This is a genomic window from Xylanimonas allomyrinae (assembly GCF_004135345.1).
Classification (GTDB): Bacteria; Actinomycetota; Actinomycetes; order Actinomycetales; family Cellulomonadaceae; genus Xylanimonas; species Xylanimonas allomyrinae.
In genome coordinates, this window is record NZ_CP035495.1 from 1,497,037 (window position 1) to 1,516,636 (window position 19,600).

A 19,600-nucleotide genomic window follows, 5' to 3' on the forward strand; every position below is an offset into this window, starting at 1 on the left:
GCCGGACCGGCCGCGCGGGTCAGGCGGCCGAACCGGCCAGGGCCCCGCGGGCGAGCAGGCTCTGCTCGCGAACCAGCGTGGGGCTCATCCCGGTCGCGCCGCGCACCGCGCGGCGCATGCGCGGAACGGTGCCGAAGCCCGCACGGACGGCGATCTCCTCCATGGACACGTCGGCGAGCATGGGTTCGCGCAGCAGCGCGAGCGCCCGCTCGAGCCGGGACTGGGTGATGTGCTCGGCCACGCCCACGCCGTCCTCCTCGAACAGGCGCTGGAGCGAGCGTCTCGAGATGCCGAGGTCTGCCGCGATCGAGGCGGGCGTGAGCTCAGGTGCAGCGCTGCGCTCCGCGATGTGGGCGAGCACCAGCGAGCGCTGGCGCTGACGGGTCGGAGCCAGTTCGTCGCAGCCCGGAGGCGAGCCGACGACCGACAGGAACGCCGACTGCGCGACCCGTCGCAGCGCGTCACGGCTTGCGGCGCCGATACCGCTCTCGTCGCACCGCACCACCTCGGTGAGGGCGGCGCCGGCGACGCGAAGCATGGGGACGTTCGCAGGCCACACCATCGCGGGGGTGTCCCGCAGCACGGCAGCGAAGGGCGAGTCGTCGGCGGGGACGTCGACGTGGACGCGGCGGACGTCCGTGTCGCTCTCGTACACGTAGTCCTCCCAGCCGCGCAGCAAGGCTCCGCCGCCTGGTCCCAGGCGTACGGTCCGTCCCCCGGCGCTCAGGCTCGCCTCCCCTTCGAGAATGATGAGCAGACGGACGGTGCGGTGCGAGCGGCCGAAGTTGTCGCCCGGGCGGGGGACGACGAACGCCGTGTGCTGAGAGAAGCACACGTCCAGCGAACCGAACCGCGTCATGGCGATCGTCATGCTGAATCGCGCCTTGTCGGCGGCGGTGGGCGCGGTCGCCCCGAAGCTCGCGAGACCCGACACCCCCACCGTTCTCATGATCGTTCGGACGCCGCGGGGAATGTCCTCCGAAATCGTTGATGGGCAAGGGCACGCGCGCGGACGAAAGGGGTGGTGCGTCCGCTGCGCCTCGGTACGGGCAAATGGCGATGTGTGCAGTGCGTCTACTGCATGTTTGGCAGTCACAGAATGTGATTGTCGCGGGTCGAACGCCTCGTGTCGCGCGCTGATTCTTCGGTGGCCACGAAATGGCACCGGTCTGGCGCGATTCAGCATCGGCCCCTGCACGCCGGGCCAAGAGGTCCGCGAGCCATTCCGGCTTAATGGCCTGCGACAACGCGGACGTCTCGCCGGAAACACCCGCCATGGCGCCGTCCGCGACGCTCTTCGAGAACGATATTCGAGATCTTCGACACGTCCAGACTTTCCCTTGCCCCGGAAGGACGACGGGGCCCGCCGAGGAGACGGAGGACACCCGTGATGCGACACCGGACTGCGGCCCGCCCGGTTCGTGGCTGCACACCGAGCCTCACTCCCGCTCGGCGACGCACCATCGCTCGCCGCTGCGCGAGAGCGTCCCGACCCTGACCGAAGGAGGCCGACACGTGAGCGCTCCGGCGTGAACACGTCCTGCAGCGGGCAACCCTGAAAGCCGAATGGAGAAAGCAGTGAAGACACGAGTCCGTGACGGCGCGCTGCGCGCCGTCGGCATCACCTTGGCCGCGGCGCTGTGCGCGCTCGGCGGCGCGGCCGGCACGGCCAGCGCGGCCGACGACAACACGCCCCCCAGCGCGGCCGCGCTCAACCTGATCGACCCGAACGCCATGGGTTCGATCACGATCCACAAGTTCGAGTACCCCGACACGCTCCCGGACGTGCCGGCCGACGGCATGGAACACACCGTCGACGGCCTCACGCCGCTCGCGAAGGTCACGTTCACCGTCGAAAAGGTCGATGGCTACGACCTGACCACGAACAAGGGCTGGACCGACCTGGCCGGACTGGACGTCGACGCTGCCAAGGGCAAGGTCACCGGGACGCCACTCGCCGTCACGACCAACGACGAAGGCATCGCCAAGGCCTCCGGTCTCGCCGTCGGCCTCTACCTCGTCACCGAGACGGGCTACCCGGCAGGCGCCACCCCGGTGGAGCCATTCCTGATCACCGTTCCTCTCACCAACCCGGACGTGAGGAACACGTGGGTCTATGACGTCCACGTCTACCCCAAGAACCCCATCACCACGGCAAAGAAGACCGTGGAGGACCAGAAGGCCGTCAAGCTTGGCGACACCGTGACCTGGACCATTCTCGGAGACATTCCCGACGCCGGTTCCATCGACGGGTACAGGGTCGTCGACAACCTCGACGGAAGGCTCACCTACAGCGGCGCGGCCGTGACCTTGACCAATGACGCTACGCTCGCCGCGTCCGATTACACGATCTCGCACGACCCGACCACCAACATCGTCACCGTGACGTTCACGGACACCGGGCTCAAGGTGCTCGACGCGAACTCCAAGGCGCAGGTCAAGGTCGTCATCACGTCCTCCGCTAACGCGGTGGGCGAGATTCCGAACACTGCGCTGATCTACCCGAACGCCGCAAGCTTCGGCATCGACAGCGGCAAGGAAGGTGGCCCGACCACCACTCCCCCGTCGAGACCAAGTTCGGCAACGTGACGATTCACAAGGTCGCGCAGGGCTCGAACAAGAACCTCGCCGACGCCACCTTCGGCATCTACCTCACCGAGGAGGCCGCCCTCGCCGGCGGCACTCCCATCCAGGAGCAGACGACCGGCGCCGACGGCGTGGCAACCTTCACGGGGCTGCGCTACAGCGGGTTCGCCAACGGCACGACGGTGGTGGACACCGCCGCCGACTACCAGTGGTACTGGATCGCCGAGCTCAAGTCCCCCGACGGCTACGAGCTGCTCGCGAAGCCGATCCAGGTCGACGTCACGGGGACCGACACGGACATCGACCTGACGGTCGAGAACGTCCCGAGCAACGGCGGGTTCTCGCTCCCGCTGACAGGTGGCACCGGCACCGTCGTCCTCAGCGCGGCCGGCGCGCTCCTGCTCGCGGGAGCCGTGCTCCTCGTCGTCCGGCACCGCCGCCGTGAGGTCGTCGAGGACTGAGTTGTCTCCCCATGTCCGGGCCCCCGGCTCGGGCGTGCACGCAGGTGCGGGGAACGGGACCACCCGTTCCCCGCACCTTCCGCCCGCGGCGCGCGTGCCGTCCGCCCCGCTCCCGCCCCCCTCCGAAGCCGTCCCGCCGCTGGTACGGCGCACACGACGCTCCGCGGCGCGCCGTGCCGGCCTGCGACTCGTGGGCGTCCTCACCGTCGCGAGCGTCGGCATCGGGATCCTGCTGTACCCCAGCGCGGCACGCTGGTTCGCGGCCCGCGCCCACGACGAGCAGGTGACCGGCTACGTCGAGGAAGTCCGCCAGCTCCCGCTCCCCCAGAAGCAGGCGGCGCTCACGAGCGCACGCGAGTACAACCAGAGCCTCCCCGGCGTCCCGCTCGGTGACCCGTACCGGTTCCCGCCGGGCATGGACCGCACCGCGGCCGGCGTCGCCACGTACCTCGACCAGCTCGGCCTGACACCGGTCCTCGGCCGCGTCAGGATCCCCGTCATCGGGGTGGATCTGCCGATCTACCACGGCACCTCCGAGCAGACGCTCTCGCTCGGCGTCGGTCACCTGTTCGGGTCGTCGTTGCCCGTCGGCGGCGAAGGCACGCACGCCGTCCTGACGGGGCACTCGGGGCTCGTCGACGCCACGATGTTCGACGGCCTGCACGACCTGAAGATCGGCGATCGCTTCACCATCGTCGTCCTCGACGAGGTCCTCACCTACCAGGTCGACCAGATTCTCACCGTCGAGCCCAGCGACACCGAGCCGCTCCGGCCCACCCCGGGCAAGGACTACGTCACCCTCGTCACCTGCACGCCCATCGGCGTGAACTCCCATCGGCTGCTCGTGCGCGGCATCCGCGTCCCGACCACGGCGAAGGACGCCTCCACCACGACCGTTCCCGGGACGGGTCAGAGCGCAGGGTTCCCCTGGTGGGCGCTCGGGATGCTCGCCGCTCCCTCGGCGGCCGCCGTCGGCATGCGCGCCCCGAAGGCCACACGGCACCGCACCGATCGGCGCCGCACCGTCCGGCGCCGCACGCGACGCGGACCGCGCCGTCCGGTCAGGCACGGTCGCCGTCACGCGGTCCGGCGCGTCCCCCGCGCGGCTCGGCGCACGGTCGGCACGACCCGCCGACGACGGCGCGGCTGACCGCACCTCGCAGCCCGCACGCACCTCACGGCCCGCGGCCTGCGCGGGCCTCGGCACGGCCGCCGGTCAGCCGCGCGCGGCGCCTGCCGCGACGCGGACACCAGCCGCGGACCGCTCCCGAACATCGGACGGGCACATCCCCGTGGCCAGGCGCACCGCCCTGCGCATCCGGGGAACGGACCCGAAGCCCGACAACGCGGCGACCTCCTCCATCGGAAGGTCGATGTACGGGTCGCGCAGCAGCGCGAGCGCATGCTCGAGCCGGGCCGCGGCAATGTGCTCGGCGACGCCCATCGCCTCCGACTCGAAGAGTCGCTGCAGCGACCGCTTCGACATCCCGAGGCCCTCGGCGACGGAGAGCAGCGTGAGGTCGTTCGAGGCGTGGTGCTCGGCGATGTAGGCAAGCACCTGAGTCCGGTGCCGCTGGCGCGCGGGCGCGGGAACACCGCCCCGCGGCGGCGCCGCCAGCACCGAGAGCAGGATGGCTTGCACGAGGCGGCGCAGGGCGTCGCGCTCCACTGCGCGAGCCTCACCCGTGTCACGCCGCACCACCTCGGCGAGGGCCGCTCCCGCGGCCCGCAGCACCGGCGTGTCCTGCCCCCACACGAGGGCGGGAACGTCACGCAGCGCGGCGGCGAAGGGCGGCTCGTCGGCCGCGAGGTCGACGTGGACCCGGCTCACATCGCTCGTGCTCTCGTACACGTACTCGTCCCAGCCGTGCAGCAGAGCACCGCCGCCGGGTCCGATCCGCACGGTTCGGCCACCCGCGCTCACCGTGACCTCGCCCTCCACCACGAAGAGCATCCGCACCGCGCGATACGCATGACCGAAGTTGTCGCCCTGCCGGGGCACGATCACGGCGGTGTGTCGCGTGTGCCCGATGTCGACCCTGTCGAGCCGCGAGACCGCGAGCGTCAACCGGAACGCCGTCCGCTCGGCAGGCGTGTGCGCCGTGCCACCGATGCGCGCGAGCCCCGAGACGCCGCTGATCCGCAGGATCGTCCGGACGCCGAGAGGGAGGTCGGCCTCAAGGGTCGACGGCGTGGGCTGCGGGAGCAGCGGACCCTGCGGCCATTCCTGTTCGGTGGCCGTCGTGGCGGCGATCTGAGGGTCGAGCACGTCATTCAGCGTCACATCGGTGGCACCAGATCGAGGTTCGATGGCGTGCGACGCGCACTCAGCTGGCGCACGAACGAACACCGATTGGCGCGTTCACGTTCACCCCGCTGGCGTCGCGACGGACGGACAGACCTCAGAATGCGCCCTGACCTGGGCATTCACCGCCACTCGGGGCAAATGTTGCCTCGCACATGTCTTGTCAAGGCCAGAAGCGCGCCACAGGCGCGAACGACATGACCTGACACTCGCCGCGTCGGAGTGCTTCGCAGTGCGCGGAGCAACGAAGTGGCGACGTGAAAGGAGCGGGTGAGAGATGAGGCCCAGAACCCCCACACCGAGGAGAGGGCGCGGGTACGCCCGTCGAGCCCTGTGCTCCGCGGCCGCGGCTCTTGCGCTCGTGGCGCTCGCCACCGGACCGGTCATCCCCGCCTCGGCCGCCGCGGAGATCCCCAACGCGATCACATCGATCCAGGTCGTGCCGTCCACACCCAGTCCGGGCGATGAGATCCGGCTCGACCTGACGTGGGCGGTGCCCGACACCGCGCGGGAAGGCGACACCTTCTCACTGACGCTCCCGGGTCTCCTCACGCAGATCACGTCGGAGTTCGACCTGAGGGACGACGACAACAACCTCGTCGCGTACGCAACGGTGACGCAGGGCACCGTCACCTTCACCCTCACCGACTTCGTCAACACGCAACACAACGTGCATGGTTCCGCCTACTTCTGGGCGGGGATCTCCTGGGAGGCGACCCCCGGACAGACGATCACCCTCGAGTACGGCGTCGGGTCCACTGTGATCACCGTGGGCGAGGCAACGGGCGGCGACCCAGGACCGGTCGAGCCCACGCTCACCAAGGGAGGCTGGTGGTGGGGACTGAAGCCCAACGGCGAAGAGGAATGGGGCGTCGAGGGCGATTACATCGGCTACGCCATCACGACACCACCCGGACCGTTCGAAAAGATCGAGATCGTCGACAACCTCGGAGACGGGCAGGAGTACGTCTGCGACGCCCAGCTAGCCCCTGAGGTTCTGCTCTGGGATGTCGACGAGAACGGCGGACTGACCAACGGGAGAGAGAAGGCCGCGACGATCGCCTGCTCTGCGGACGCGCTGACCGTCATGTTCACGGATGTCCCGGAGGGCACGCTCGCAGTGCTGAACTACAAGGTGCGTGTCACGGACAAGAGTCTCAAGAAATACACCAACGGCGCCACGGTGACCATCGATTCGCGGGAGGAAGAAACCTCGGCGGAGGTCGTCCGGAAGGGTGCCGGCGGCTCCGGCACAGGCGAGACGCCTGACACGCCGACGGTCACCGTCGTCAAGTCCGCCAGCCCAGCGAGCGGCACCACCGTGACCAAGGGTCAGGTCGTGACCTACTCCCTCGCGTTCGACCACACCGGCACCGGGCCGGCGGACGTGGACTTCACGGACGACCTGACAGATGTGCTCGACGACGCGACGTTCGTGCGGATCGAGAACGCCGGCGGCCTGACCGTGAGCGGCCCGACCGACGGACGCCTGAGCATCACGGGCTCGCTCGCCGCTGACACGACCGTCGTCTACTCGGTCCAGGTCAAGCCCGACGGTCGCGGAGACAACGTGCTGCGCAATGCCGTCTTCAAGGGCGACACGCCTGAGGGCCCCGGTACCGAGCACCCCGTGCGCTACCTGTACGTCCAGAAGACCGACGGGACGAATCCCCTCGGCGGTGGTGTTCAGTTCGCGCTGCGGGCCGAGCTGGACGGCGAGCCGGGGCCGATCGTCGCGCTCGACGCCGTCGACGAGACCGGCCTGTTCGTCACCGGCGCGATCGAGCCCGGCACCTACCTCCTCGAGGAGCAGCGCGCGCCCGACGGGTACCAGCTCCTGGCCACCCCCGTGCGGTTCCACGTCGCCGCCGACGGTGCGATCACGCTGGACGACGCCGAGGCAGACGGCGGACGCGTCACCGTGTCCACCCACGGGGACGGCATGAACGTGCTGTCGGTCGCCGACGTCAAGGCACCCGCGCTGCCGCTGACGGGCGGCTCCGGACCGCTCGCGTACTGGCTGTGCGGAAGCGCCCTCGTCGCCGCGGCCACGTCCCTCGCGGTCCGTCGCCGCACACACCCGGCGGCGCCTTCGATCTCGGCGGAGGCACGTCGATGACACCTCTTCCGACCACCAGACACCGCTCGTCCGTACTGCCCCCCAGGATGGAGAAGCACGTGAGAACCACACCCTCCCGCCGTGTCCTTCGCACCGTGGGCGCCGCGCTCGTCGCGATGCTCGCGACAGCGGGCCTCGCGAGCACCGCGCAGGCGGCCGACGACCTACCCGTGATCCCCGACGGTGCCACGGGCTCGATCACGATCCACAAGTTCGCGTACCCCGACGCTCTCCCGAACGTGCCGAACGACGGGATGCAGCACCCCGAGATCACGGGGCTCACACCGCTTGACGCAGGCTTCACGGTCCGCAAGGTCGGAGGCTACGACCTCACCAAGAACGCCGACTGGCTCAGGCTGAAGTCGCTCACCCCGGACAACGCGAGCCAGGGCAGCCTGGGGCCCGAGCTGACGGCCGGCACGACGTCCGGTGTCGTCACGTTTGCCAACCTGTCCGTCGGCGTCTACCTGATCACCGAGACGACCTATCCCCAGGGAGCCGCTCCGGCGGCACCGTTCCTGGTCACCGTGCCGATGACGGACCCCACGACGGACGCGAGGTGGGTCTACGACATTCACGTCTACCCCAAGAACGTGGTGTCCACGGCCACCAAGACCGTCGCGGACGCGACGGCCGCCACGTTCAAAAACCCCGTGGTATGGACGATCCTCGGCGACATCCCCGACGTCGACCCGATCGACGGCTACAAGATCGTCGACAAGCTCGACTCCGCGCTGACCTATAAGGACGTCACGGTCTCGCTGACCGGAACCGGCACACCCGCGCTCACGACCGACGACTACACGGCCGTCTACGACCAGAGCACGCACACCGTCACCGTGACCTTCGAAGACACGGGCCTGGCGACGATCGCCAACCGTTCCACCGAGCAGGTCAAGGTCGTCATCGAAACCGAGGCCAACAAGACCGGTGAGATCCCGAACACGGCGATCGTCTACCCGAACAAGCCTTCGTTCGACATCACCCCTGGCCAGCCGGGTGGACCCATCGAAACCCCTGTGGTGGAGACCAAGTGGGGAAGCGTCTCGATCAAGAAGGTCGCGCAGGGTGGTCAGTCCGGCCTCGCCGGAGCCGAGTTCGCGCTCTACCTCAGCCAGGCGGACGCACAGGCGGGGAAGGACGCCATCGCCACCGACGTCTCCGACGTCACGACAGGGCTCGTCACCTTCACCGGGCTTCGCTACTCCGGCTGGGCCGACGGCAAGGCGGTCGGCGTCGGCGACCCGGGCTACCGGACCTACTGGCTCGCCGAGACCAAGGCGCCGGACGGTTTCGAGCTCCTCGCCCAGCCGATCGAAGTCGTGGTGAGCGACGACGACCAGGAGTTCGAGTACACGGTGGAGAACGTGCCGAGCCGAGCAGGCTTCACCCTCCCGCTGACCGGCGGCCTCGGCACCGCGACCCTCATGATCGCGGGCGTCCTGCTCGTCTCGGGCTCCTTCCTCGTGGGTGTCCGCAACCGCCGCGCCCGCACGGCGACGGCCTGATACCGCCCACCGGGTGCGGGGAACGGTCGCCGTTCCCCGCACCCTGACCCAGGAGGCGACCGGTGTCCTTCAGGCCCCCGGCGACGCACCGCACGGCCGCGGCCTCGCCGCGGCACCGTGCGGTGCGTCGCCGTGCGTCGAGGCCCGGCCCGCTCCGGCACCGTTCGGCCCAGCCCCGAGCGTCCAGGCGTCGAGCGGCACGGTCCCGGGTGAGCCGCGCCGTCGTCGCGGCCGTGGCCTGCCTCGGGGTGGCGGTCCTGCTGTACCCCTCCGCGGCCGACTGGTATGCCACACGAGCGCACGCCGCAGAGGTCACCGACTATGTCGAGCGGGTACACGACGTCCCCGGCCCCGAACGGACACGGCTCCTGGCCAGCGCGCGTGAGTACAACTCACGCCTCCCGGGCGTCCCGCTCGGCGATCCGCCCACGACGTCCGCCGGGGACGCCCGCGACCCCGATGTGGCGGCGTACCTCGACCAGCTCGCCACGACACAGACCATGGCCCGCCTGCGGATCCCCGCGATCGACGCCGACCTGCCCGTCTACCACGGCACGGACGAGCAGACGCTCGCCCGCGGCGTCGGGCACCTGTACGGGTCGTCGCTCCCCGTCGGCGGTCCCGGCACGCATGCCGTGCTCACCGGCCACGCCGGCCTGGTCGGCACCACGGTCTTCGACCGCCTCCACGAGCTCACCCGTGGCGACCACTTCACGATCACCGTCCAGGACGAGGTGCTCACCTACGAGGTCGACCAGATCCTCACGGTCGAGCCGGACGACACCGACGCGCTGAGGCCCACGCCCGGCCGCGACCAGGTCACGCTCGTGACCTGCACGCCCATCGGCGTGAACTCGCACCGTCTGCTGGTCCGCGGCGAGCGCGTGCCCACCGTGCCGCAGGCGCCGGAGACGGTGGCCGCCATGGTCGCCGCGGGGACCGGATTCCCCTGGTGGACGCTGGGTGTGCTCGCCGTCCCCGCCGCCTACGGCGTCGGCACGCTGCTCCCTCGCTCGCGCCGCCGCAAGCCATGCCCGACGCAGGGCGACGGCGTCAGCCCCCGCTGACGCTCAGCTCGGCCTCGCGCAGCTTCGCCTCCCACGTGGCGTCCAACTCGCGGCTGTCGAGCCAGCCGTAGGGCAGGTGCGGCGTCTTGGGTGTGCCCGCCCGGCCGCGCTGACCCTCGGCGGCCTCTCCCGGATAGGGTGCGTCGCCGAGCGCGTCGAGGCGCTCGCGCAGCTCGGCACGCGTCGAGACCAGTGCGAGCGCGCGCCGTGCCTCGCCACCGACGGCGTACCCCTTCAGATACCAGGCCATGTGCTTGCGCAGGTCACGCATGCCCTTGCCCTCGGCGTCGGCCGCGTGCTCGGCAGTGTCGCCGTCGCGGTAGTAGTCGATCATGAGCTCGCCGTGCCGGTAGATGGTCTCGGCCACCTGGCGCAGGGTGGGCCGCACGCGCACCGTCTCGCCGTGGAACGCCGCGGCGAGGTCGGCGAACAGCCACGGGCGACCCTGGCAGCCGCGCCCGACGACGACGCCGTCCGCCCCGGTCTCGCGCACCATGCGCAGTGCGTCGTCGGCCGACCAGATGTCGCCGTTGCCGAGCACGGGCACCGTGGTGACGGCCTCCTTGAGGCGGGCGATCGACGTCCAGCGAGCCTGACCCGAGTAGTGCTGCGCGACCGTGCGCGCGTGCAGCGCGACGGCCGCCACCCCCAAGCCCTCCGCGATCGTGCCCGCCTCCAGGTACGTCAGGTGCTCGTCGTCGATGCCCTCCCGCATCTTGATCGTCACGGGCACCCCGTACGGTCGCGCCGCCTCGACGGCCGCCCGCACGATGTCGGTGAAGAGCTGCCGCTTCCATGGCAACGCGCCGCCACCGCCCTTGCGTGTCACCTTGGGCACGGGGCAACCGAAGTTGAGGTCGACGTGGTCGGCGCGGTCCTCGCTCACGATGATCCGTACGGCCGCGCCGACGGTCGCAGGGTCGACGCCGTAGACCTGCGCCGATCGCGGCACCTCGTCGTCACCGAACGTCACGATGCGCAGCGCTTCGCTGTTGCGTTCGACGAGCGCACGCGACGTCACCATCTCGGCGACGTACACGCCCGGGTGGTGCCCGGTGGACGCCCCGGCCTCTCGGCACAGGGTGCGGAACGCGCGGTTCGTCACGCCGGCCATCGGGGCCAGCACGACCGGCGTGTCCACCGTGAGCGACCCGAGCTGCAAGGGCGGCAGGACGCGCGAGAGCGCCGCGGTGGCGAAGGAGGTCATGACGCCCATTCTCCCACCCGGCCCCGCGACCCCTAAAGCCAGCCGTTGTCACGTGCGAGACGCACGGCCTCGGCCCGGGTGCGCGCACCTGTCTTCCCGATGGCCGCCGAGAGGTAGTTGCGCACCGTCCCCTCGGAGAGGAACGCCGTGCTCGCGATCTGCGCGACCGTCGCACCGCTCTCCGCGAGGCGCAGCAGCTCACGCTCGCGGCCGGTGAGCGGTGACTCCCCCGCCGTGAGCGTCTGGACGGCGAGCTCCGGGTCGACGACGCGCAGTCCCGCGTGGACCCGCCGCACCGCGTCGGCCAGTTCCTCGGCGGGCGTGTCCTTGACCACGAAGCCGGATGCTCCGGCATCGAGCGCGCGGCGGAGGTAGCCGGGCCGTCCGAACGTCGTGACGATGAGCGCGCGACACCCCGGGACCTGGGCCCGCAGCGCCGCAGCCGCACCGATGCCGTCGAGGCCGGGCATCTCGACGTCGAGCAGGGCGACGTCGGCGCCCGAGGCGCGGGCGGCCTCCACCACCTCGTCGCCGCGCCCCACCTGGGCGACCACCTCCAGGTCGGCCTCCAGGTCGAGCAACGCGGCGAGGGCGCCGCGGACGAGCGCCTGATCGTCGGCCAGGAGCAGGCGGATCACGGGGCGATCCTCCCATCCGTCTGCGCGGACCCGAACCTCACGGCGATGCGGAAGCCGCCGAGCGGGCCGCGCCCCGCCGAGAGCGTCGCGCCCGCGGCCCTCGACCGTTCGCCGAGCCCCCGCAGTCCGCTGCCGTCCGCCAGCGCGCCGGCATCGGGGCCGCGCCCGTCGTCGTCGACGATGATCGAGTCCTGGCCGAGGGCGACGACCACGCGGCGCGCGAGCGAGTGCCGCAGCACGTTGGTGGTCGCCTCGCGCAGCGCCCACGCGAACAGCTCCTGGCGGGCGGGCGGCACGGTGTCGACAGTGCCGGGCAGCGCAGCCTCGATACCCGCAGCGTCGAACGCGGCACGAGCGGCCGCGAGCTCGCCGGGTAGCGTGACGGGCCGCGCTCCGGTCACCATGCTCCGCACGTCCGCGAGCGCCGAACGCGTGAGCCGCTGGATGTCGGCGAGCTCGGCGGCCGCTCGGTCGGGGTCCTCCCGCAGCAGCCGCGCCGCAAGCTCTGCCTTGACGCTGACGACGGTGAGCGAGTGGCCGACGACGTCGTGGACGTCGCGGGCGAGGCGCTCTCGCTCGTGGGCGGCGGCGAGCGTGGCGACCTCCTCCTGGGCGACGAAGAGCTGGCGGTTGCGTGCGACGAGCTGGGTGAACGCGAAGACGGCCAGTCCGGCCAGCACCGCGGACAACGCCGTGGAGTCCTCGCTCTCCCACCCGGGCACCAGCCGGGGCACGACCAGCAGGACGACGACGATCACGGCGAGCACGACGAGCGCGGTGCGTCGGCGCACGAGGAACACGGAGGTCACGCCCACGAAGACGAGACCGACCATGCCGTGCTGGTGGGCCGCGAGCGACGTGAGGGCGACGAACGCGGTCTGGACCGCCAGCACCGTGACCACGACGCGGGCCGGGGCGTCCTGGAAGCGCAGGGCGTAGACCGAGAACCCGTAGACCGCGGCGACCCCGGCCACTCCGATCACTCCGAGGACCCGCAGGGCGGGCGGTTCCGCGGCGAGCGCGGTGGTGAGCGGCTCGGCGAGGAACACGACCCAGACGAGCCCGAGCAGCGGTCCGAACCGGCGCCAGCCCGGCGCCCGGCCGAGCGCCGCCGGCCGCTGGTCGCGCACGAGTGCGGTACGCCACCCCGGCGTGCTGCCGCCCTCGCCGGGCCGTGCGTGCCCGCCGGGCCGGGCTGCGGCGTCGTGCGGCACGGGGGCTGTGGTCACGGTGTCCACGCTCGCACACGTGGCGCCCGGACCTGGGCGTCAGACACGCGCGGTGTCGCGGCGGAACCGCCACGCGGCGCCGATGCCGAAGATCGCGGCCCACGCTGCGACGTTGACCAACGCCGTCCACGAGAAGTCGCCGCCGAGCGGCCAGCGCACGAGCTCGGCGAGCCCGTAGGTGGGGGTGAACCGGGCGATGTCGTAGAAGAGCGACCCCTTGTCGAGGGGAACGAACAGCCCGCCCGCGAAGGACAGCAGCGCGGTGGCGGGCCCGAGGATCTGCATGACGTTCTCGGTGGGGAGCAGGTAGCCCATGAACAGGCCGAACGCGGCGAACACGACGGAACCGCCCCAGGCGAGCAGAGCGCAGCCGGCCCAGGCTCCGGCGGTCATCTGCGCGTGCGCGAACGCGGCGACGACGAGGGTCAGCGCGACGGACACCGCACCGAGCGCGAGCGCGGCCCCGAGCTTGGTGACGACGTAGGCGGCGGGGCGCAGCGGCGTGAGCCGCAGGTGCCGGGTCCAGCCCTGCGCTCGCTCGACGGAGACGCTCGCGCCGCCCGCGACGGCCGCGAGCATGGCCCCGTACAGCGCCATCGAGACGGCCACGTAGGCCACGACGTTGGCGTGCGCCCCGGCCGGGACCGTCCGGTAGGCGGCGTTGGTGCCGAAGATGAGGAAGAAGACGGGTGGCATGACGAGCGAGAAGATCAGCGAACGCCGGTTGCGGAGCATGCGGCGCAGCTCGATGCGCAGGTAGCGAGCGTTGACCAGCGCGCCGATCCCGCGCGCCGCGCGCGGCCCCGGAACGTCCGTGAGGGCCGGGTGGGTGGCGGCTTGATCGAGGGTCGTGCTCATCGTGCGCTCGCTTCGGTCGTGAGGGCGACGAACGCGTCCTCGAGGTTGCGGGAGGTGATCTCGACGTCCCGGGCCGGGGTGGCGGTCAGCAGGTGGCGTGCGACGGCATCCGAGTCCGCCGTGTGGACGATGAGGCGCACGCCCCGCTCCTCGACCGACTCGACGGCGCCGAGGCGCCGCAGGGCGCCGACGGCGTGGGCGCGGGTCGCGTCGTCGTCGATCTCGGCGGAGACGACGCGGCCCGAGGCGAGCGCCTTGACCTCGGCGGCCGTCCCGTCGGCGACGACGCGCCCGTGGCTGACCATGACGACGCGATCGGCGTAGGCGTCGGCCTCGTCGAGGTAGTGCGTGGCGAAGACGACGGTGCGGCCGCCGGCGGCGTCGGCGCGGATGGCGGCCCAGAACTCGCGTCGCCCCTCGACGTCCATGCCGGTGGTCGGCTCGTCGAGGACGAGCAGGTCGGGGTCGGGCACCAGAGCCATGGCGAACCGCAGGCGCTGCTGCTGGCCGCCGGAGCACTTGGCGACCAGGCGATCGGCGAGGTCGGCGATGCCGGCGCGGGCGAGGTAGGCGGCGGGGTCGACGTCCCTGCCGAACAGTGCGCCCGTGAGGCCCACGGTCTCGCCGACGGTGAGGTCGCGCAGCAGGCCGCCAGTCTGCATGACGGCGGCCACCCGGCCTGCGGCCACGGCCGCCTCGGGCGTCCCGCCGAGCACCGCCACGGTGCCCGACGTGGGTGCGGCCAGGCCGAGGACCATGTCGATGGTCGTGGTCTTTCCCGCCCCGTTCGGGCCCAGGAAGGCGACGACCTCGCCACGCTCGATGCGCAGGTCCAGCCCGTCGACGGCACGCACCGACCCGGACGGGCTGCGGAACTCCTTGACGAGCCCGCGCAGCTCGACCGCCGGTGCGGCAGACGCCCTGGCAGACGCCCTGGCAGTCGGTAGGGCGGCAGCGGGTGCAGGCGATGTGCTCATGTCACGCAGCCTCCCGCCGCCGGGTCCGCGGCGGCAGGCGCGACTGTCACCGGTCGGGCATGACATCCGTCATGCGGGATTCACCGTTCGCGGCCTCCCCCCGGAGGCCGGCGTTGCGCCACACTGTCGCCATGCGCCGTCCCCTCCTCACCGCCGTCCTCGCCGTCGTCGCCGTCCTGGGAGCGTCCGCGTGCTCGTCGGGCTCCGGCCCCGAGGCCGCCCCGGCGACCGGCGACGCCCGCTACGTCACGGCGGGCAAGCTCACGATCGCGACCGCCGAGCCCGCCTACTCGCCGTGGGTGGAGAACGACGACCCGGCCTCGGGCGAGGGGTTCGAGGCCGCCGTCGCCTACGCCGTCGCCGACCGGCTCGGGTTCGCCCGCGACGACGTCGTGTGGACGCGCACCACCTTCGACGAGGCGATCGCGCCGGGCCCCAAGGACTTCGACCTCAACCTTCAGCAGTTCTCCATCACGGACGAACGCCGCAACGCCGTCGACTTCTCGACGCCGTACTACGAGACGACCCAGGTGGCCATCACCGTCGAGGGCTCCCCCGCGGCGTCGGCCACCACGCTCGCGGACCTCAAGCCGCTGCGGATCGGGGCGCAGACCGGCACCACGAGCCTCGACGCGGTCGACGCGTCGATCGCGCCCGACGGCGGCGCCCAGGTCTTCAACACCAACGACGACGCCAAGCTCGCGCTCCAGAACGGCACGATCGACGCGCTCGTCGTCGACCTGCCGACGGCGTTCTACCTGGTCGGAGCCGAGCTCGACGGCGGCACGATCCTGGGCCAGCTCCCGGACTCGGCGGGCGGCGACCAGTTCGGCATCGTGCTCGAGAAGGACTCGCCGCTGACCGCCGACGTCTCGGCGGCCGTCGACGCCCTGCGCGCCGACGGCACGCTCGACGAGCTGGCGCGCACGTGGCTCGGCGGCGAGGGCGCCGCACCGGTGCTCCACTGATGCCGCCGCGGACGCCGTCGGCGCTGGAGCTGGACCGGCGCGTCTACCGCACGCGGCAGGGCTACCGTTCGGTCGCCGTGAGCCTGGTCAGCACGGCGGTGTTCGCGGCGGTCGTGGTCTGGGCGCTGCGCGCGGCTCCGGGCTGGCCGCGCGTCGTCGACTCGTTCTTCGACCTCCAGGCGGCGCGTCGTTCGTTCCCGGCCGTCCTGACGGGCCTGTGGCTCAACCTGCGCGTGCTGCTCGTCGCGGCGGTCGGCGTCCTCGTGGTGTCGCTGCTGGTCGCGACCGCGCGCACGTTGCGCGGGGCGGTGTTCTTCCCGCTGCGCGCCCTGGCCGCCGGGTACACCGACCTGTTCCGCGGGATGCCGCTCATCATCGTGCTCTACCTCGTCGGGTTCGGGGTGCCGGGGCTGCGGTTCTTCCCGCGCATGGACGCCGCGTTCTGGGGCACGATCGCGCTCGTGCTGGTCTACTCGGCCTACGTCGCGGAGGTGTGGCGGGCCGGCATCGAGGCGGTGCACCCGTCGCAGCGGCTCGCCGCCCGGGGGCTCGGGCTCACGCACGGGCAGACGTTGCGGAGGGTGGTGCTGCCGCAGGCCGTGCGCAAGGTCGCGCCGGCGCTCATGAACGACTTCGTCGCGATGCAGAAGGACGTCGGGCTCATCTCGGTGCTCGGCGCCGTCGACGCCGTGCGTGCGGCCCAGATCGAGACGTCTCGCTACTACGACTTCACGCCCTACGTCGTGGCGGGCCTGCTGTTCGTCCTGCTCGCGCTCCCGGTCATCCGGCTGACCGACTGGTACACGGCGCGGCTTCGGCGGCGCGAGCAGGTGGGAGGGTTCGTATGACCGCGCAGCGCCCGCCCGTCCTGGAGCTGCGCGACGTGTGGTGCGCCTTCGGCGACCACGAGGTGCTGCGCGGCATCGACCTGGCGGTCCATCGTCACGAGGTCGTCGTCCTGGTCGGGCCGAGCGGCTCGGGCAAGTCGACGCTGCTGCGCACCGCCAACCTCCTCGAGCACGTCGACGACGGTCAGATCCTGCTGACGGGCGAGGACATCACCGACCCGCGCGTCGACGCCGACGCCGTCCGTGCGCGTGTCGGCACGGTGTTCCAGGCGTACAACCTGTTCCCGCACCTGTCGGTGCTCGACAACGTGACGCTCGCCTCGCGCGTGGTGCACAAGCGCCCCCGGGCCGAGGCCGAGGCGCACGGCCGTGAGCTGCTGGCCGGGATCGGCCTGGGCGCCAAGGCCGACGCGTACCCCGACATGCTCTCGGGCGGCCAGCAGCAGCGCGTCGCGATCGTGCGGGCCATCGCGGCCGACCCCGAGCTCCTGCTGCTCGACGAGATCACGTCGGCGCTCGACCCCGAGCTGGTCGGCGAGGTCCTCGACCTGGTGCGCTCGCTCAAGGACCGCGGGGCGACCATCCTCATGGCGACGCACGAGATGGCGTTCGCGCGCGACGTCGCCGACCGCGTCGTGTTCCTCGACCAGGGGCGCGTGCTGGAGCAGGGCCCGGCCCGGGAGTTCTTCGCAGACCCGCGCGAGACGCGCACGCGCGAGTTCCTCGCGAGGTTCCGCGCGGTGTAGCGGCCCGGCGGTGTTTGCCACGAGCAACTACTCGTGTCAGAGTACTCGCGTGTCCACGGTTCGCCTCTTCGTGCTCGACTCGCTCGTGCGCCACGGCCCCATGCACGGCCACCAGATGCGCGCCCTCGCCGACCAGGAGCACGTCGACGACTGGACGGACATCACCGTCGGGTCGCTCTACGGCGCGCTCAAGCGCCTGGAGGCCGAGGGCCTGCTCGTCGCCGTCCGCACCGAACGCGAGGGCAACTACCCGCCCCGGCGCGTGCTCGACATCACCGAGACCGGGCGCGCCGCGCTCGCCGAGCTGCACGCGGCGGCGCTCGCCGTCGTCGGGCTGCGGCCCGACCCCGTGGACTACGCCCTCGCCCGCCCCCAGCTCGACCAGCTCGACGACCTCGAGTCGGTGCTGACCGACCGGCTCGCCGAGCTCCGCGCGCAGCTCACCGCGCACACGGCTCACCTCGCCGCGGTCGACCAGTACCTCACCGTGGCCGAGCGCCTCACCCTCACGCACACGACCGACCGGCTGACCGCCGAGGTCGTCTTCCACGAGCGCATGCTCGCCGCCGCCCCCGCGATCGTCGCCGACGAGCGCACCCGGAAGGACCCCCATGTCTGACATCACGACGACGCTGCCCTTCAGCGTCCCCCGGCGCACCTGGCTCTCGCTGTCGGTGCTGCTGCTCGGCGTCGCGATGGCGCTGCTCGACACGACCATCGTCAACGTCGCGCTGCCGACCATCCGCGAGAGCCTCTCCGCCTCGGAGTCCACGCTCTCGTGGATCATCTCGGGCTACGCGCTCGCGTTCGGGCTCGCGCTCATCCCCGCCGGGCGGATCGGCGACAGGTTCGGGCACGCGTGGATGTTCATCGGCGGCCTGGCGTGCTTCACGCTCGCGAGCCTGTGGTGCGGCCTGGCGACCGGCCCGACGTCGCTCATCGTGGCCCGCGTCGTCCAGGGCCTCGCCGGAGGCGCGTTCTTCCCCGCCGTCACGGCGCTCATCCAGCTCATGTTCCCCGGACCGCTGCGCGGACGCGCCTTCGCCGTCATGGGCGCCACCATCGGCTTCTCGACGGCGCTCGGGCCGATCGTCGGCGGCCTGCTCATCGAGGCGTTCGGCACGGGCGACGGCTGGCGCACCATCTTCTTCGTCAACCTGCCGTTCGGCGTGGTCGCCGTCACCGCAGCGATCTGGCTGCTGCCGCGCGTGGTCGCCGGGTCGCAGGCACGCGGCGTCGACGTGCTCGGGCTCGTGCTGCTGGCCGGCTCGCTCGTCGCGATCCTGGTGCCGCTCATCCAGGGCGAGGACGCCGGCTGGCCCCTGTGGACGTGGCTATCGATCGCGGGCGGAGTCGTGCTGCTCGCCGTCTTCGGACTGTGGGAGGTCGCCGTCACCCGGCGCGGTGGCACCCCGCTCGTGCCGCCGCGACTGTTCGCCCACGGGCACTTCACCGGCGGCGTGATCCTCGCGCTGGTCTACTTTGCGGCGTTCACCAGCATCTTCTTCACCATCTCGATCCTGTGGCAGGCCGGGCTCGGGCACACCGCGCTGGAGTCCGGCCTCGTGTCGATCCCGTTCGCGATCGGGTCCATCATCGGCGCCTCGCAGAGCGACCGGCTCTCAGCCCGCCTGGGCCGCACCGTGCTCGTCGTCGGCACGGGCATGGTGGCCCTCGGGCTCGTCGCGGTGTGGGTCATCCTGCGCACCGTGGACGCCGCGGATCTCACGCACTGGATCCTGCTGCCCCCGCTCCTCGTGGCGGGCATCGGCTCGGGCATGTTCATCGCGCCCAACGCCCAGTTCATCGTCGCGACCGTCGACAGGTCCGAGGCGGGGGCGGCGTCGGGCGTCGTCGGGACGGCGCAGCGCGTCGGGTCCGCGGCCGGCATCGCCGTCATCGGCTCGGTGCTCTTCGGCTCGCTCGACTTCCCGCAGGGCCGGCCCACGCCCGCCGTGGTCGCCGACGTCTTCACCCACGCGGCGGCGACGGCGATGGTCGTCTCCGCGGCGCTGGCGGTGCTGGCGTTCGCCCTGGTGTTCGCCCTCCCGAAGCAGGTCACGCACTGACCTCGCCCGGTAGT

17 protein-coding genes and 1 pseudogene are annotated in these 19,600 nt (G+C 71.8%); 11 read left to right on the forward strand and 7 right to left on the reverse strand.

Features of this window, described 5'->3' with window-relative positions; translation table 11 throughout:
* Nucleotides 1-19: 19 nt before the first annotated feature.
* Nucleotides 20-940, reverse strand: coding sequence for a helix-turn-helix domain-containing protein (locus ET495_RS06900; protein ID WP_162616390.1), 921 nt, complete (start codon nucleotides 938-940; stop codon nucleotides 20-22).
* A gap of 626 nt (nucleotides 941-1,566) precedes the next feature.
* Here ET495_RS06900 and ET495_RS06905 point away from each other — a divergent pair.
* The 3 genes and pseudogenes from ET495_RS06905 to ET495_RS06910 all read left to right on the forward strand — a co-directional run.
* Nucleotides 1,567-2,963 (forward strand): annotated as a pseudogene (locus tag ET495_RS06905) (SpaH/EbpB family LPXTG-anchored major pilin); the annotation flags it as partial.
* A complete protein-coding gene (locus tag ET495_RS18540; RefSeq protein WP_245993414.1) occupies nucleotides 2,937-3,047 on the forward strand; it encodes an LPXTG cell wall anchor domain-containing protein in 111 nt (36 codons plus the stop codon). The pseudogene ET495_RS06905 and the gene ET495_RS18540, both read left to right, overlap by 27 nt.
* A gap of 190 nt (nucleotides 3,048-3,237) precedes the next feature.
* Nucleotides 3,238-4,197 carry a class C sortase gene (locus ET495_RS06910; protein ID WP_162616393.1) on the forward strand — a complete coding sequence of 320 codons (960 nt, stop codon included), beginning with the start codon at nucleotides 3,238-3,240 and terminating at the stop codon, nucleotides 4,195-4,197.
* Between the two features lie 66 nt (nucleotides 4,198-4,263).
* On the opposite strand, the gene ET495_RS06915 is transcribed toward ET495_RS06910, so the two are convergent.
* On the reverse strand, nucleotides 4,264-5,316 hold the full coding sequence (locus ET495_RS06915) for a helix-turn-helix transcriptional regulator (RefSeq protein ID WP_129203718.1): 1,053 nt from the start codon (nucleotides 5,314-5,316) through the stop codon (nucleotides 4,264-4,266).
* 313 nt (nucleotides 5,317-5,629) lie between these two features.
* Between ET495_RS06915 and ET495_RS06920 the strand changes: the two genes are divergently transcribed.
* The 3 genes from ET495_RS06920 (at nucleotide 5,630) to ET495_RS06930 (ending at nucleotide 10,046) form a co-directional block, all read left to right on the forward strand.
* On the forward strand, nucleotides 5,630-7,471 hold the full coding sequence (locus tag ET495_RS06920; protein WP_129203720.1) for a DUF7927 domain-containing protein: 1,842 nt from the start codon (nucleotides 5,630-5,632) through the stop codon (nucleotides 7,469-7,471).
* Between the two features lie 59 nt (nucleotides 7,472-7,530).
* Nucleotides 7,531-8,979 (forward strand): SpaH/EbpB family LPXTG-anchored major pilin, encoded by a 1,449-nt coding sequence (locus tag ET495_RS06925; RefSeq protein ID WP_162616394.1) that lies wholly within the window; start codon nucleotides 7,531-7,533, stop codon nucleotides 8,977-8,979.
* 209 nt (nucleotides 8,980-9,188) lie between these two features.
* A complete protein-coding gene (locus ET495_RS06930; protein WP_162616395.1) occupies nucleotides 9,189-10,046 on the forward strand; it encodes a class C sortase in 858 nt (285 codons plus the stop codon).
* On the opposite strand, the gene dusB is transcribed toward ET495_RS06930, so the two are convergent.
* The 5 genes from dusB to ET495_RS06955 are packed head-to-tail and all read right to left on the reverse strand — an operon-like array spanning nucleotide 10,033 to nucleotide 14,955.
* Nucleotides 10,033-11,253, reverse strand: coding sequence for a tRNA dihydrouridine synthase DusB (dusB, locus tag ET495_RS06935; protein WP_129203725.1), 1,221 nt, complete (start codon nucleotides 11,251-11,253; stop codon nucleotides 10,033-10,035). The two genes, ET495_RS06930 and dusB, sit on opposite strands and share 14 nt — an antisense overlap.
* 32 nt (nucleotides 11,254-11,285) lie before the next feature.
* Nucleotides 11,286-11,891, reverse strand: a complete 606-nt coding sequence (locus ET495_RS06940) for a response regulator transcription factor (RefSeq protein ID WP_129203727.1) — start codon at nucleotides 11,889-11,891, stop codon at nucleotides 11,286-11,288.
* Nucleotides 11,888-13,120 carry a sensor histidine kinase gene (locus ET495_RS06945; RefSeq protein ID WP_129203729.1) on the reverse strand — a complete coding sequence of 411 codons (1,233 nt, stop codon included), beginning with the start codon at nucleotides 13,118-13,120 and terminating at the stop codon, nucleotides 11,888-11,890. The genes ET495_RS06940 and ET495_RS06945 overlap by 4 nt, the downstream gene beginning before the upstream one ends.
* A 39-nt stretch (nucleotides 13,121-13,159) precedes the next feature.
* A complete protein-coding gene (locus ET495_RS06950) occupies nucleotides 13,160-13,978 on the reverse strand; it encodes an ABC transporter permease (protein ID WP_129203731.1) in 819 nt (272 codons plus the stop codon).
* Nucleotides 13,975-14,955 (reverse strand): ABC transporter ATP-binding protein, encoded by a 981-nt coding sequence (locus tag ET495_RS06955; protein WP_129203733.1) that lies wholly within the window; start codon nucleotides 14,953-14,955, stop codon nucleotides 13,975-13,977. The genes ET495_RS06950 and ET495_RS06955 overlap by 4 nt, the downstream gene beginning before the upstream one ends.
* A 131-nt stretch (nucleotides 14,956-15,086) precedes the next feature.
* Here ET495_RS06955 and ET495_RS06960 point away from each other — a divergent pair, with 131 nt between their 5' ends.
* The 5 genes from ET495_RS06960 to ET495_RS06980 are packed head-to-tail and all read left to right on the forward strand — an operon-like array spanning nucleotide 15,087 to nucleotide 19,586.
* Complete coding sequence (locus ET495_RS06960; RefSeq protein ID WP_129203735.1) at nucleotides 15,087-15,923, forward strand: ABC transporter substrate-binding protein; 837 nt, start codon at nucleotides 15,087-15,089, stop codon at nucleotides 15,921-15,923.
* Nucleotides 15,923-16,771, forward strand: coding sequence for an amino acid ABC transporter permease (locus ET495_RS06965; RefSeq protein ID WP_129203737.1), 849 nt, complete (start codon nucleotides 15,923-15,925; stop codon nucleotides 16,769-16,771). Before ET495_RS06960 ends, ET495_RS06965 begins: the two co-directional genes overlap by 1 nt.
* Entirely contained in the window at nucleotides 16,768-17,517 is a 750-nt protein-coding gene (locus tag ET495_RS06970) for an amino acid ABC transporter ATP-binding protein (protein WP_129203739.1), read from the forward strand. Before ET495_RS06965 ends, ET495_RS06970 begins: the two co-directional genes overlap by 4 nt.
* Nucleotides 17,518-17,566: 49 nt before the next feature.
* Complete coding sequence (locus tag ET495_RS06975) at nucleotides 17,567-18,136, forward strand: PadR family transcriptional regulator (RefSeq protein ID WP_129203741.1); 570 nt, start codon at nucleotides 17,567-17,569, stop codon at nucleotides 18,134-18,136.
* The gene (locus tag ET495_RS06980) at nucleotides 18,129-19,586 is read left to right on the forward strand and encodes an MFS transporter (protein WP_129203743.1); all 1,458 of its coding nucleotides are present in this window, start codon (nucleotides 18,129-18,131) and stop codon (nucleotides 19,584-19,586) included. Before ET495_RS06975 ends, ET495_RS06980 begins: the two co-directional genes overlap by 8 nt.
* Nucleotides 19,587-19,600: the final 14 nt, after the last annotated feature.